Origin of the sequence: Achromobacter sp. Marseille-Q4962, assembly GCF_943737005.1 — a bacterium.
Classification (GTDB): domain Bacteria; phylum Pseudomonadota; class Gammaproteobacteria; order Burkholderiales; family Burkholderiaceae_B; genus Achromobacter.
On sequence record NZ_CALSFU010000001.1, the window covers coordinates 260,404 to 273,179 of the forward strand.

Below are 12,776 nucleotides of genomic sequence, written 5' to 3' on the forward strand. Positions count from 1 at the left end.
TCATGACAGCTTGGCAAACAAGGCATAGAAAAAACCGTCGCGCTGGGCGGCCGGTGTTGCGCCGATGGCAACAGGCAGCAGCTGGCCGGGCGCGTCCAGCCTGCGGGCGTCGGGGTGGCGCTCGAGAAAAGCCTCGGCCTGGCGCTCGCCTTCGGCCGGGAACACCGAGCAGGTGGCATACAGGAGCCGCCCGCCCGGCGCCACGGTGCGCCACAGGGCGTCGGCGATGCGGGCCTGCAGGGCGGCGGTGCGGCGCAGGTCGTCCTCGCGCCGCAGCCAGCGGATGTCCGGATGGCGGCGCACAATGCCGGAGGCCGTGCAGGGCACGTCGGCCAGCACCGCGTCGAAGGGCCGGCCATCCCACCAGGCGTGCGGGTCGGCCGCGTCGGCGGCCTGCAGCCGCGCGCGTTCGCCGCCCAGGCCCAGGCGGTCCAGGTTCTGCCGCACGCGCGCCAGGCGGGCGGCGTCCACGTCCAGCGCCAGCAGCTCGATGTCGGCCAGCTCCAGCAGGTGCGCGGTCTTGCCGCCCGGGGCGGCGCAGGCGTCCAGCACCCGCATGCCGTCGCGCGGGGCCAGCAATTCGGCGGCACGCTGCGCGCCCGCGTCCTGCACCGACCACCAGCCTTCGGCGAAACCGGGAATCTGCGCCACGGGACGCGGCGTCGCCAGCACCAGGCCCGATTCGCCGGCCGGCTCCGCGGCCAGGCCCGCGGCCGCCAGGGCGCCGAGCACCTGCTCGCGGGTGGCGCGGCGGCGGTTGACGCGCAGCGTCAGGGGCGCCGGCGCATTGGCCGCCTCCAGGATGGCCTGCCAATCCTGCGGATAGGCGCGGCGCAGCGCCTGCACCCACCAGCCGGGATGGTTCCAGCGCGCTTCGGGCCGGTCGGCCACGGCGGCTTCCAGGGCTGCGCGTTCGCGCAGAAAGCGCCGCAGGCTGCCGTTTAGCAGGCCCTTGTAGGCCGAAAGGTTGCGCGCACGCGCGGCGGCGGTCACCGCCTGGTCCACCACGGTGTGCGGCGCGTAGGCGGGCATGCCCGGCACGCCCGCCTCGTCGCCGCGCACGAGCAGCGCCAGGGAGACGAGCAGCAGGGCCTGCAGGCGCGTGTTGGGGTAGCGCTGGACCAGTTGCCCCGCGATGGCGCCGGCCCAGCCGAGGTGGCGCATGGCATGGAAGCTGACGGCCTGGGTGGCCGGACGCAGGGCCGGCTCCACGGCGGCCAGCATGTCGGTCAGCGAGCGCCCTTCCAGCACGCCCTGGACGGCGTCCGCGCTGGAAAGCAGCACGGCCGACAGCGGCGGCGCCAGGGAGGGGGAATCGGAACGCGCAGACATAAGACGATTTTTTGACACAAGACCGCTATGGTAGCCGCAGCTGGACACCCGGCGCGCGCCTGCGGCACACTGGCTCCCTATCCGGAGCCGCCCATGTCCGCCGCCACCCTGCTGCTTTTCGTCCTGGCGTCCGCCGCCACCATCCTCACTCCCGGCCCCACCATGCTGCTGGCCATGGACAACGGTTCGCGCCACGGCGTGCGCGCGGCCGGCTGGGGCATGGCCGGCGCCGTGCTGGCCGACCTGGCGCTGATCGGCGCGGTCGCCTCGGGGCTGGGCGTGCTGCTGGCGGCGTCGGAAACGGCCTTCCAGGCCGTCAAATGGGCCGGAGCCGCCTACCTCGCCTACCTGGGCTGGAAGATGCTGCGCGCCGACGCGGCGCTGCCTCCGGCCCTGGCCGGCCAGGGCCCTGCGCCGCGCCCGTCGGGGCTGGCCCTCGGGTCGCGCAGCTTCCTGGTGGCCATCACCAACCCCAAGGCGCTGCTCTTCATGTCCGCCTTCCTGCCCCAGTTCATCGACCCGCGCGCGCCGCTGCTCGCGCAATACGCCACGCTGGCCGCCATCATGGCCGCCCTGAACGTCGCGGTGATGACGGCCTATGCGGCGCTGGGCGCGCGCCTGGTGCGGGCGCTGCGCGCCGGCGGGCTGCGGTGGCTGAACCGCCTGTGCGGCGGCGCCATGATCGTCCTGGCCGCCACGCTTGCGCTCTACCGCCGCAACGCCCCGTGAACAGAAACAGAAAGCGCGCAGGCGCGCCAGCCGCGGCCTGGCCGCGGCCCCGGTTCCGCGCAGGCTATTCCGGCTGCGGCGGCCAGGACCAGCCCGGCCCGGCGTCCTCGAACGCTTCGGCGGCCAGCAGCAGCTCCCGGTCGGCGCGGCAGCGGCCGACCAGCTGCAGCCCGATGGGCATGCCGTCCCGTCCCAGCCCGCAGGGCACGCTGATCGCCGGATTGCCGGTCATGTTGAACAGCATGGTCCACGGATACCAGTGGCCGCGGATATCGGCGCACTGGCGGCCGTCGATGACGATGGAATCGAAAATGTCCGTGCCCAGCGGCACGGCGGTCCGCGACAGGGTGGGCATGGCCAGCAGATCGGCCTCGTCGAACAGCGCCTGCACCTTGCGGTAGAGCGCCGTGCGCGCAAACATGGCCTCCTGGTACTGCACCGCGCTGAACTGCATCGCGGATTCGATCTGCCGGCGCAGCGACGCGCTGTAGGCGTCGGGCGCCTGCGCGATCAGGGGCAGGTAGCGCGCGCGCCATACCGTGTGGTTGATCACACGCCAGACCGGCTCCACGTCGAAACCGGCGCCGTCAAACGGTTCGATGCGCGCGCCCAGGCCGGCCAGGCGCTCGAGCGCGAGCGCGAAGGCGCGCCGCACGTCGGCGTCCACCGGCCGGCCGGGCGGCGCGACGCAATAGCGCACGCGCTTTCCGCGCAGGGTGTCCGGCGGCTCCGCCTGCCCCAGGTAGTCGGTCTTGGGCGCCCCCATCGACCAGGGATCGCAGGGATGCGGCCCGCTCATGGCGGCCATCATCAGGCGGGTGTCCGCGACGGTCCGCGTGGTGGGCGTGACGTAGGTCTGGTTGCCGATGGCGTCGGGCGCCTGGCTGTGGGGAATGGCCCCGATGCTCTGCTTGAACCCGACCACGCCGCAACAGGCGGCCGGAATCCGGGTCGAGCCGCCGCCGTCGGTCGCGACCGCCAGCGCGGTGACGCCCGCCGCCGTCGCCGCCGCCGCGCCGCCGCTCGAACCGCCGCAGGTGCGGTCCGGGCTCCACGGATTGCGGGTATGGCCGAAGAGCGGGGAGTCCGTCATGGACTTGGTGCCGAACTCGGGCGTGGTGGTCTTCCCGATCAGTATCGCGCCCTGCCCGCGCAGCCGCGCCACGGCCACGGCGTCTTCGGCCGGCACGTTGTCGCGAAAGGGCACGGCGCCGAATGTGGTGCGCACGCCGGCGGTATTCACGAGGTCCTTGACCGTGAAAGGCAGGCCGTGCAGCAGGCCCGGCGCTTGCCCCCGCATGAGCGCCTGCTCGGCCGCGCGCGCCGCTTCGAGGGCCTGCTCCGGGCACAGCGTGATGAAACAGTTCAGGGCCGGCTGCAGGCGTTCGGCCCTTTCGATGGCTGCGCGCACCAGTTCCACGGGAGACAGGGCCTTGCCACGCACCAGGCGCGCCGCTTCGACGGCACTCAACTGCCAGAGGGAATCGCTCATTTGCGCTCGACGGCCGGGCTATTCGTCGAAGACGATGCCGGCCTCCTTGACGATGGGAGCCCAATGCTCGCGCTCGGCGCGCATGCGGCGCGCGGCCTCGGCGGCGGGCCGGGGCGCCACCAGGAAGCCGCCGGCCTGCAGCTTGGCGACCAGCGCCGGATCCTTGCCCGCGGCCAGGAATGCCTGCTCCAGCTCGCCGACGGCCGCGTCCGGCGTGCCGGCCGGCGCATAGACGGCGTACCAGCTCGACGCGTGCTCATACTGCGGATACCCCTGCTCCAGCAACGTGGGCACGTCCGGCAGCATGGGCAGGCGCCGGGCGCCGGCCACGCCCAGGATCTTCAGCTTGCCGCCGCTGTAGAGCGGCATCATGCTGGCCACGGCGTCCCACCCCATGGAAACCTCGCCGCCGACCACGTCGACCAGCATGGGCGCGGCGCCCCGGTACACCACCGGCTCGATCTGCAGGCCGTTCTGCCTGCCCAGTTCGATCGTGCCGAGCTGGCCGGGGCTGCCCTGCGTGGCCAACCCGAGATTCGCCTTGCCCTGGGCCTGTCTGGCCCATTTCACGTACTCGGCCATGTTGCCGTAGGGCTGGTTCGCCCCGGCCGCGGCTGCCGTGGGCACGTCGGCCACCACGGCGACGGGGCGCAGGTCATGATCGGGGTCGTAACCCAGCTTGCGGTAGGTCAGCGGAAAAATCACGAACATCGGCGAGGAGCCGAGGTAGAGCGTCAGCCCGTCCGCCTTGGCTTTCTTCACGGCGTCCAGGCCCAGGCGCCCTGATGCGCCGGGCCGGTTCTCGACAATGACGTTGGCGAATCCGGCGGCCTGCAGGCGCTCCGCATAGGCCCGGGCCACCGCATCGGCCGCGCCGCCGGCCGCATAGCCGACCACGAGTTTCACCACTTTGGCGGGCTCGCCCGCGCCTTGGGCGGCGGCGTCGGACGAAACCCAGAAGGCCGCGGCGGCGGCGAGCACGCAGGCATGGATACGGCGTCTGGCGGTCAAGGCGATTCTCCCGTCTGATGGACAAGGTTGCGGCGGCGGGACCGTCGGCGCGTTGCGCAGCCGCCAGCCGGACCGAGCTTCCGGCATCGGGACATGATCGTCCCTGCTTGACTTGCCGTATAGTGAATTTTTTTACAGTTCAGTTGAGAAAATGGTCAACCCAAAGACCGTGGAAGCGCTGGCGTCCCGGATCAAGCTGCGCCATCTGCAGATCGCCCTGGCCCTGCGGGACGCGCCCACCGCCAAGGAAGTGGCCCGCCGCGCGAACGTCAGCGAATCCGCGGTTTCGAAGACCCTGGCGGAACTGGAGGAGCAGCTGGGCTTCAGGCTGTTCGAGCGCGCCGGCAACGGCAGGCGGCCGACGGCCATGGGCGCGCAGGTGCTGCCCGTCATGGAAGCGCTGGTGTCGCGGGCGCGTTCGATGGCGGAGATCATCGCCGAGGTGCGCTCGGGCAGCCAGGGCGGCCTGCGGGTCGGCGTGGCGACCGACATGGGCAAGCTCATCCTCGCGCCGCTCATCCATGCGTTCAACCAAGCCCAGCCCGGCATCGCGCTCAACGTGCAGACCGGCGGATTCCAGGCCATGGCGGACCTGCTCCGTGAAGACGGGCTGGACGCGCTGGTGTGCTATGACGACAGCAAGCTGGTTTCGCCGGAACTGGGGCGCCTGCGCCTGGCGCCCCCGCAGCCGCTGGTGGTGGTGGCCAACGCCCGCCTGTCGCCGCTGGCGTCCCGGACGGCCGTCACGCTGCGCGACCTGCACGGGCAGCCGTGGTGCAGGCCCCGGCCCGGCACCATGATGCACGCCAGGCTGTCGGAACTGTTCCTGCGGGCCGACCTGGATCTGCCGCCCCGCGGCATCGAGGCGAGCGACCTCCTGCTGACCGACGAATTCGTGCGCGCCACGGATTACCTGGTCATGCTGCCCGTCGCGGCGGCGCGCCGGCTGGCCGATGCCGGGGATGCGGCGATCCTGCCGATCGACCTCGGCCTGCACAACCCGCCCACCCTGGTTGCCTGGGAACGCGCGCGCGAATGGCAGCCCTCGCTGGCGCGGTTCCTGGACTTCTGCCAGCGCCGGACGCCCTGAAGCGCACCGGGGGCGCTCACCGCAGGCCGGCGCCGGCCGCCAGCGCCTCATGGCCCGGCGCCTCCTTGGCCCAGGGCTCGCCGGACAACTGCCCGGCCAGGTATTCGATGAGGGCCTGCACCCGCGCCGGACGGCGGCGTCCCGGCGGCGTGATGATGTGCAGCGAGATCGGGTCCACCAGCCAGTCGTCCATGACCGTTTCCAATTCGCCTGTCTGCAGCTCGTTCCAGGTCAGGAATTCAGGTTGCAGCGCCAGGCCCAGGCCGGCCTTGAGGGCGGGCACGAGCGCTTCCGCATTGTTCACGTGCAGGTAGGCGGGCATGGACAGGGAATGGTCGCCGTGCACCGGGTGGCGAAAGCGCCAGTTCGGCCCGTGGCGCGAATACATGTAGCGCAGCGCGCGGTGATGGACGAGATCGCGCGGATGCGTGGGCCGCCCGTAGCGCGCGAAATAGGCGGGCGCGCCGACGAGCAGGATGCGCACCGAGCACAGCCGGCGGGCCAGGAGGCTGGAATCGGTCATCGAGGAGATGCGCAAAGCCGCGTCGAAGCGTTCGGAGACGACATCGACCAGCTTGTCGTTGAATTCGATCTCCAGCCCGACTTCGGGATGGGCGCGCATGAAGCCCGGCAGCATGGGCGCCAGGCGCGAAACGCCGAAGGACATGGGCGCGGCGAGCCGGACGGTGCCGCGCAGGCTGCCGGATTGCTCGGTGACCTCGGACTCCACCGCCTCGCCTTCTTCCAGGATGCGCGCGGCGCGCTCGATGGCGGCGTAGCCCGCGTCGGTCAGCGACAGCTGGCGCGAGGTGCGGTGGATGAGCATGGTCTGCATGCGGGATTCCAGTCTCGAGACCGCTTTCGAGACGGTGGCCTGCGACAGCGAAAATGCCGCCGCGGTCTTGGCGAAAGAGCCGGTTTCGGCGACTTTGGCAAAAATCGCCCAGGCTTCCAGGTCCGGTAGTTTCTTCATTGCGCGCTTCCCGAGTCCGCAAAAGGCAGGCGTTTTAGCACGCCATTCTGTCATCCAGGCGCGCCGCATTCCCGAAAAAACGGAAAACATGGAATTCCGTTTTTCGCATTCTCCACGCAATTTCCCGAACGTAAACTGGTTGCGCCACATGCGGATACTTCCGCGTCCTCTTTTTTCTCCGCCCGCAGGTGATCGCCATGACCAGCAACAAATACCTCGAAGTCCTCACGCCCCAGAACAGCCAGATCATTTTCATCGACCAGCAGCCGCAAATGGCTTTCGGCGTGCAGTCCATCGACCGTCAGACCCTGAAGAACAACGTGGTGGGCCTGGCCAAGGCGGCCAAGGTCTTCAACATTCCCACCACCATCACCACCGTTGAAACCGACAGTTTCTCGGGCAATACTTATCCCGAACTGCTGGCCGTGTTCCCCGACCACAAGATTCTCGAACGCACCTCGATGAACTCGTGGGACGACCAGAACGTGCGCGATTCCCTGGCCGCGCACGGCCGCAAGAAGGTCGTGGTGTCGGGCCTCTGGACCGAAGTGTGCAACACGACCTTCGCGCTGTGCGCCATGCTGGAAGGCGGCTACGAGATCTACATGGTGGCCGACGCCTCCGGCGGCACCTCGACCGACGCGCACAAGTACGCGATGGACCGCATGGCGCAGGCCGGCGCGGTGCCCGTGACGTGGCAGCAGGTCATGCTGGAATGGCAGCGCGACTGGGCCCGCAAGGAAACCTATGACGCCGTCACCGCCATCGTCAAGGAACACTCCGGCGCCTACGGCATGGGCATCGACTATGCCGTCACGCACGTCCACAAGGGCCCCGAGCGCGTTCGGCACGGCGAGCGCATCGGCCCCAACCCCGCCAAGTGACGCCTTGCACGGCAGGCTGCGCACCGAGGTGATAGATGAAACTCTACCTACTGTCCCTGGGAGCCGGCCTGCTGGTCGGCATCATCTACAGCCTGCTGCAAGTCCGCTCGCCGGCGCCGCCCCTGGTGGCGCTGGTCGGGCTGCTCGGCATCCTGCTGGGCGAACAGGTCATCCCGGTGAGCAAGCAACTGCTCAAGGGCGCCGGCTTTTCCTCCGCGTGCTCGCAAACCCGGGCCACCGAACACGTGCTGGGCGAGCTGCCGGGCCGCCATGCCGCCAAAGCCCCGGACGGCGCGGACCGGGCCTGATTCCGCCGCGCCCGCCCGCGCTACCACGCAGAGAGTATTCATCGTGTCCGCTTCCCACCCCGACATCATTTTCCATAACGCGCGGATCACCACGCTGGACCGCGCCAGGCCCGAAGCCAGCGCGGTCGCCATCGAGTCCGGCAGGTTCTTCGCCGTCGGCTCCGACGAGGAAGTGCTGGCGCTGGCGGGCCCGTCCACCCGCGTCGTCGACCTGCAGCGCCGGCGCGTGCTGCCGGGCCTGTTCGACAACCACACCCACGTGGTGCGCGGCGGCCTGAACTACAACCTCGAACTGCGCTGGGACGGCGTGCGCTCGCTGGCCGACGCCATGGACATGCTCAGGCGGCAGGTGGCGGCGACGCCCGCCCCGCAATGGGTGCGCGTGGTGGGCGGATTCACGGAGCACCAGTTCGTCGAAAAACGGCTGCCCACGCTGGACGAGATCAATGCCGTGGCGCCCGACACGCCGGTCTTTCTGCTGCACCTGTACGACCGCGCGCTGCTGAACGCGGCGGCGCTGCGCGCGGTGGGATACACCAAAGACACGCCCGAGCCTGCGGGCGGCGAAATCACGCGCGACGCGCAGGGCAATCCCACCGGGCTGCTGCTGGCCAAGCCCAACGCCGCCATACTCTATGCCACCCTGGCCAAGGGCCCCAAGCTGCCTTTCGAGTACCAGCTCAATTCCACCCGCCACTTCATGCGCGAACTGAACCGCCTGGGCGTGACGGGAGTCATCGACGCGGGCGGCGGCTTCCAGAACTACCCCGAAGACTATGCCGTCATCCAGAAGCTGGCCGACGAGGGCCTGATGACGGTGCGCCTGGCCTACAACCTCTTTACGCAGAAGCCGAAGCAGGAAAAACAGGACTTCCTCGACTGGACCGCCAGCGTCAAATACAAGCAGGGCGACGATTACTTCCGCCACAACGGCGCGGGCGAAATGCTGGTGTTCTCCGCGGCCGATTTCGAAGACTTCCGCCAGCCGCGCCCGGACATGCCGCCGGAGATGGAAGGCGAGCTCGAGGAAGTGGTGCGCATCCTGGCCCAGAACCGTTGGCCGTGGCGGCTGCACGCCACCTATGACGAAACCATCTCGCGCGCGCTCGACGTCTTCGAGAAAGTGAACCGCGACATTCCGCTGCAGGGCCTGAACTGGTTCTTCGACCACGCCGAAACCATTTCCGAGCGCTCCATCGACCGCGTGGCGGCGCTGGGCGGCGGCATCGCCGTACAGCACCGCATGGCCTACCAGGGCGAGTACTTCGTCGAACGCTACGGCGCCGAGGCGGCCGAAGCCACGCCGCCCATCCGGCGCATGCTGGAAAAAGGCGTGCAGGTATCCGCCGGCACGGACGCCACGCGCGTCGCGTCCTACAACCCGTGGGTGTCGCTGGCCTGGATGGTCACCGGCAAGACGCTGGGCGGCCTGCGGCTTTACCCGCAACGCAATCGGCTGGACCGCGAAACGGCGCTGCGCATGTGGACCGAAAACGTCGCCTGGTTCTCCAACGAGGAAGGCCGGCGCGGCCGGATCGAAGCGGGCCATTTCGCCGACTTCATCGTGCCGAGCAAGGACTACTTCGCCGTCGCCGAAGACGAGATCTCCTTCCTGACTTCCGACCTCACCGTGGTGGGCGGCCGCGTCGTCTACGGCGATGGCGCTTTTGCCGGCCTGGACGACACCCCCCCGCCGCCGGCCATGCCGGACTGGTCGCCCACGCGCCTGTTCAAGGGCTATGCCGCATGGGGCGAGCCGGACGGCGCGGGCCGCAACTCGCTGTATCCGCGCTACCAGGCCCTGGCGGCCTGCGGCTGCGCCAGCGCCTGCGGCCTGCACGGCCACGACCACGCCCGCGCCTGGGCCGCCCGGGCGCCCGTCTCCGACGTCAAGGGCTTCTTCGGCGCGCTGGGCTGCTCCTGCTGGGCGGTCTGAGGCGCAGTCGGCGGAACCGCGGCCATGCGCCCCCCAACCGATTCCGCGCACGGGCCGGCCGGACTCGCCCGTCGCGCGCTGGGCGGCAGGGCGGCGCGCCGCCTTGCCCATCTCGGCCTGTGCGCCGCGTACCTGCAAGGCGGGCTGGCCAAGCTCGGAGACTTTCCCGGCGCCGTCGCTGAAATGGCCCATTTCGGGCTGACCCCCGCTCCCGTGTTCGCCGCCCTGGTGATCGCGCTGGAACTGGGCGGCAGCGCCCTGCTGCTCATCGGCTGGCAGCGCTGGCTGGGCGCGCTGGGCCTGGCCGTCTTCACCGTGCTGGCCACGTTTCTGGCCTTGCGTTTCTGGGAACTGCGGCACGGCCCCGCGCGCTTCGCCATGGCCAACGCCTTCTTCGAACACCTGGGCCTGGCCGGCGGCCTGCTGCTGGCCGCCTGGGCCAGCCTGCAAGAAAGCCTGCGAGAGAGAAACCCGCCATGAACCCGAACGCGCCACCCGCTGCGGCCAGCAGCTTCGCGCCGCTGCGCCAGACCGTCTTCGCCGTGCTGTGGATCGCCACGGTGATCGGCAACACCGGCAGCTTCATCCGCGACGTCGCCAGCGCCTGGCTGATGACCGATCTGTCGCCGTCGCCGGCGGCGGTCGCGCTGGTGCAGGCGGCCGCCACGCTGCCCGTCTTCCTGCTGGCGATTCCGGCCGGGGTGCTGGCCGACATTCTCGACCGCCGCCGGTTTCTCGTCGGCATACAGGTGCTGCTGGGCTGCACCAGCCTCGGTCTGATGGCGCTATCGGCCCTGGGGCTGCAATCGGTGGCCTCGCTGGTGGCGCTCACATTCCTGGGCGGCATCGGGGCCGCGCTGATGGGGCCCACCTGGCAAGCCATCGTGCCCGAGCTGGTCGAGAAAAAAGACCTCAAGAGCGCGGTCGCGCTCAATTCACTGGGCATCAACATCGCGCGCGCCGTCGGCCCGGCCCTGGGCGGCCTGCTGCTGGCCGCCGTGGGCGCCGCCGTGGCCTACGGGGTGGACGTGCTCACCTACGTTTTCGTCATCGCCGCGCTGCTGTGGTGGCGCCGCCCGGCAGCCGGGCAGGACGCGCTTTCGGAACAATTCGGCGGCGCCTTCCGCGCCGGCCTGCGCTATGCGCGCGCGAGCCGGGAGCTGCACGTCGTCCTGGCGCGGGCATTCCTGTTCTTCGCGCTGGCCAGTTCCGTCTGGGCGCTGCTTCCGCTCGTGGCGCGCAGCCTGCTCGACGGCGGCCCGGGCTTTTACGGCGTGTTGCTGGGAGCGGTGGGCCTGGGAGCCATCGGCGGCGCGGTCGTGCTGCCCCGGCTGCGCGCGTGGCTCAGCCCCGACGGCTTGTTGCTGGCCGCCGCGCTCGTTACCGCCGCGGTCATGGCGCTGCTGTCCTACGCGCCGCCCAAGTGGCTGGCCACCGCCGCGCTGCTGGTGCTGGGCGCGGCCTGGATCACCGCGCTCACCACCCTGAACGGGGTGGCGCAGGCCATCCTGCCCAACTGGGTGCGGGGCCGCTCGCTGGCCGTGTACCTCACCGTCTTCAATGGCGCCATGACCGCCGGCAGCCTGGGCTGGGGCGCGGTCGCCGAGGGCGTCGGCGTGCCCGGCGCGCTGCTGGCGGGCGCGGCCGCGCTGGCGCTGGTGGGCCTGGCCGCGCACCGCATCAAACTGCCCGCGGGCGAGGCCGACCTCGTGCCCTCGAACCACTGGCCGGAGCCGCTGACGGCGACGCCGGTCGAGCACGACCGCGGCCCCGTGACGGTGCTGATCGAATACCGGATCGCGGCCGGCGACCGCGCCGGCTTCGTTGACGCGCTGTATCGGCTCTCGGCCGAGCGGCGCCGCGACGGCGCCTATGCCTGGGGCGTCGCGGAAGACTCCGCCGACCCGACGCTGATGGTGGAGTGGTTCCAGATCGAATCGTGGGCGGAGCACCTGCGCCAGCATCACCGCGTCTCGCGGGCGGATGCCGACATCCAGGCCGAGGTGCTGCGATTCCACCAGGGCGGCACGCCGCCCGTCGTCAGGCACCTGCTGGCCGTCGAGCGCCCGGACAGGCGGCGCGGCCGCAACGGGAGGAACGGCGTTCCGCCGCCTTCCCCCGGCTGACCGCCGCTTCGCCGGACGGCGGTCAGCCCAGGGAAGGCATGGACATCGCAGTCGAAATTGATGGTTGTTCTCGTTCTCTAAATCCGCCGCCCTCCCGCATCGTCCTCCATGCGCGCTTTACCCACAGAGCAGCCATGAGCGCCGAGGATGAGTCCACCCTGGTGCGGACGTACCTGTGGTGGCGGACACCCCTGCTGCGCCTGTTGAGCCGCAAGCTGGGCTGCCGCGACGATGCGGAAGACCTGGTGCAGGAATCGTTCACCCGCTGGATGGCCCAGGGCGGCGCGCGCCAGATCGCCAAGCCGCAGACCTACGTCGACACCAACGGCAAGAACCTGGATCCCGCGTACGGACACAATTACGAGCTCGGCATCAAGGGCGCATTCCTGGACAAGCGCCTCAACGCGTCGCGCGCGCTCTTTCTCACCAACCAGAAGAACGTGGCCGAGTACGTGGACTACAACCCGGGCGCGCTGAATCAACCCACCGTCGGCGGCGGCCTGCGCTGGCAGAGCAAGACCGAGAACCTCGGCTACTGGGTGGACGAGTCGCGCAGCATCGTGCAGAAACCTTACGCGGTCGCCGACCTGATGGCGCGCTACGACATCACGCCCATGATGCCGCTGACCCTGAACGTCAACAACGTCTTCGACAAGCGCTACTTCCGCACCATGGGCTTCAACAACAGCGTCTACTACGGCGACGGCCGCACCGCCGCACTGACGCTGCGGGCGTTGTTCTGGCGTCGGAAGACGCCGCGGCGGGTCCGTGCCGGCGGCAAGCGCGGGCCCGCCGCCGGCGAGGGGCGAACGCCCCGCGCAAGGCAGGGCGCGGCCGCGGCAGGGTAAAATGCTGGGTTGGCTTGAACCTTTGGCGTCCCCATTTTCTGCGGCGG

At 70.3% G+C, this 12,776-nt stretch carries 12 protein-coding genes; 8 read left to right on the forward strand and 4 right to left on the reverse strand.

What is annotated here, in order from left to right:
- Complete coding sequence (gene rsmB / locus NGJ44_RS01185) at positions 1-1,332, reverse strand: 16S rRNA (cytosine(967)-C(5))-methyltransferase RsmB (protein ID WP_251862869.1); 1,332 nt, start codon at positions 1,330-1,332, stop codon at positions 1-3.
- A 93-nt stretch (positions 1,333-1,425) separates the two neighbouring features.
- Between rsmB and NGJ44_RS01190 the strand changes: the two genes are divergently transcribed.
- Entirely contained in the window at positions 1,426-2,061 is a 636-nt protein-coding gene (locus NGJ44_RS01190) for a LysE family translocator (RefSeq protein ID WP_251862870.1), read from the forward strand.
- Between the two features lie 64 nt (positions 2,062-2,125).
- On the opposite strand, the gene NGJ44_RS01195 is transcribed toward NGJ44_RS01190, so the two are convergent.
- Complete coding sequence (locus NGJ44_RS01195; protein ID WP_251862871.1) at positions 2,126-3,553, reverse strand: amidase; 1,428 nt, start codon at positions 3,551-3,553, stop codon at positions 2,126-2,128.
- Positions 3,554-3,571: 18 nt separating this feature from the next.
- Positions 3,572-4,564, reverse strand: a complete 993-nt coding sequence (locus NGJ44_RS01200; protein ID WP_053245093.1) for a Bug family tripartite tricarboxylate transporter substrate binding protein — start codon at positions 4,562-4,564, stop codon at positions 3,572-3,574.
- 151 nt (positions 4,565-4,715) lie between these two features.
- Between NGJ44_RS01200 and NGJ44_RS01205 the strand changes: the two genes are divergently transcribed.
- Complete coding sequence (locus NGJ44_RS01205) at positions 4,716-5,654, forward strand: LysR family transcriptional regulator (protein WP_053245092.1); 939 nt, start codon at positions 4,716-4,718, stop codon at positions 5,652-5,654.
- A gap of 16 nt (positions 5,655-5,670) precedes the next feature.
- Here NGJ44_RS01205 and NGJ44_RS01210 read toward each other — a convergent pair whose 3' ends face one another.
- Positions 5,671-6,627: a LysR family transcriptional regulator gene (locus NGJ44_RS01210; RefSeq protein ID WP_053245091.1), complete on the reverse strand. Its 957-nt coding sequence runs from the start codon at positions 6,625-6,627 to the stop codon at positions 5,671-5,673.
- A gap of 197 nt (positions 6,628-6,824) precedes the next feature.
- Between NGJ44_RS01210 and NGJ44_RS01215 the strand changes: the two genes are divergently transcribed.
- The 6 genes from NGJ44_RS01215 (at position 6,825) to NGJ44_RS01240 (ending at position 12,729) form a co-directional block, all read left to right on the forward strand.
- Positions 6,825-7,511, forward strand: coding sequence for a hydrolase (locus tag NGJ44_RS01215; RefSeq protein WP_053245096.1), 687 nt, complete (start codon positions 6,825-6,827; stop codon positions 7,509-7,511).
- A gap of 35 nt (positions 7,512-7,546) precedes the next feature.
- Positions 7,547-7,819, forward strand: coding sequence for a XapX domain-containing protein (locus NGJ44_RS01220; protein WP_053245090.1), 273 nt, complete (start codon positions 7,547-7,549; stop codon positions 7,817-7,819).
- Between the two features lie 43 nt (positions 7,820-7,862).
- Positions 7,863-9,755: an amidohydrolase gene (locus NGJ44_RS01225; protein WP_251862872.1), complete on the forward strand. Its 1,893-nt coding sequence runs from the start codon at positions 7,863-7,865 to the stop codon at positions 9,753-9,755.
- A gap of 24 nt (positions 9,756-9,779) precedes the next feature.
- The gene (locus tag NGJ44_RS01230; RefSeq protein ID WP_251862873.1) at positions 9,780-10,235 is read left to right on the forward strand and encodes a DoxX family protein; all 456 of its coding nucleotides are present in this window, start codon (positions 9,780-9,782) and stop codon (positions 10,233-10,235) included.
- On the forward strand, positions 10,232-11,881 hold the full coding sequence (locus NGJ44_RS01235; RefSeq protein WP_053245087.1) for an MFS transporter: 1,650 nt from the start codon (positions 10,232-10,234) through the stop codon (positions 11,879-11,881). Before NGJ44_RS01230 ends, NGJ44_RS01235 begins: the two co-directional genes overlap by 4 nt.
- A 134-nt stretch (positions 11,882-12,015) precedes the next feature.
- A complete protein-coding gene (locus NGJ44_RS01240; RefSeq protein WP_251862874.1) occupies positions 12,016-12,729 on the forward strand; it encodes a TonB-dependent receptor domain-containing protein in 714 nt (237 codons plus the stop codon).
- Positions 12,730-12,776 lie beyond the last annotated feature (47 nt).

Coding starts and splice junctions, on each gene's coding strand:
- rsmB (WP_251862869.1), bottom strand. CDS start 1,332: ATGTCTGCGCGTTCCGATTCCCCCTCCCTGGCGCCGCCGCTGTCGGCC.
- NGJ44_RS01190 (WP_251862870.1), top strand. CDS start 1,426: ATGTCCGCCGCCACCCTGCTGCTTTTCGTCCTGGCGTCCGCCGCCACC.
- NGJ44_RS01195 (WP_251862871.1), bottom strand. CDS start 3,553: ATGAGCGATTCCCTCTGGCAGTTGAGTGCCGTCGAAGCGGCGCGCCTG.
- NGJ44_RS01205 (WP_053245092.1), top strand. CDS start 4,716: ATGGTCAACCCAAAGACCGTGGAAGCGCTGGCGTCCCGGATCAAGCTG.
- NGJ44_RS01210 (WP_053245091.1), bottom strand. CDS start 6,627: ATGAAGAAACTACCGGACCTGGAAGCCTGGGCGATTTTTGCCAAAGTC.
- NGJ44_RS01215 (WP_053245096.1), top strand. CDS start 6,825: ATGACCAGCAACAAATACCTCGAAGTCCTCACGCCCCAGAACAGCCAG.
- NGJ44_RS01220 (WP_053245090.1), top strand. CDS start 7,547: ATGAAACTCTACCTACTGTCCCTGGGAGCCGGCCTGCTGGTCGGCATC.
- NGJ44_RS01230 (WP_251862873.1), top strand. CDS start 9,780: ATGCGCCCCCCAACCGATTCCGCGCACGGGCCGGCCGGACTCGCCCGT.
- NGJ44_RS01235 (WP_053245087.1), top strand. CDS start 10,232: ATGAACCCGAACGCGCCACCCGCTGCGGCCAGCAGCTTCGCGCCGCTG.
- NGJ44_RS01240 (WP_251862874.1), top strand. CDS start 12,016: ATGAGCGCCGAGGATGAGTCCACCCTGGTGCGGACGTACCTGTGGTGG.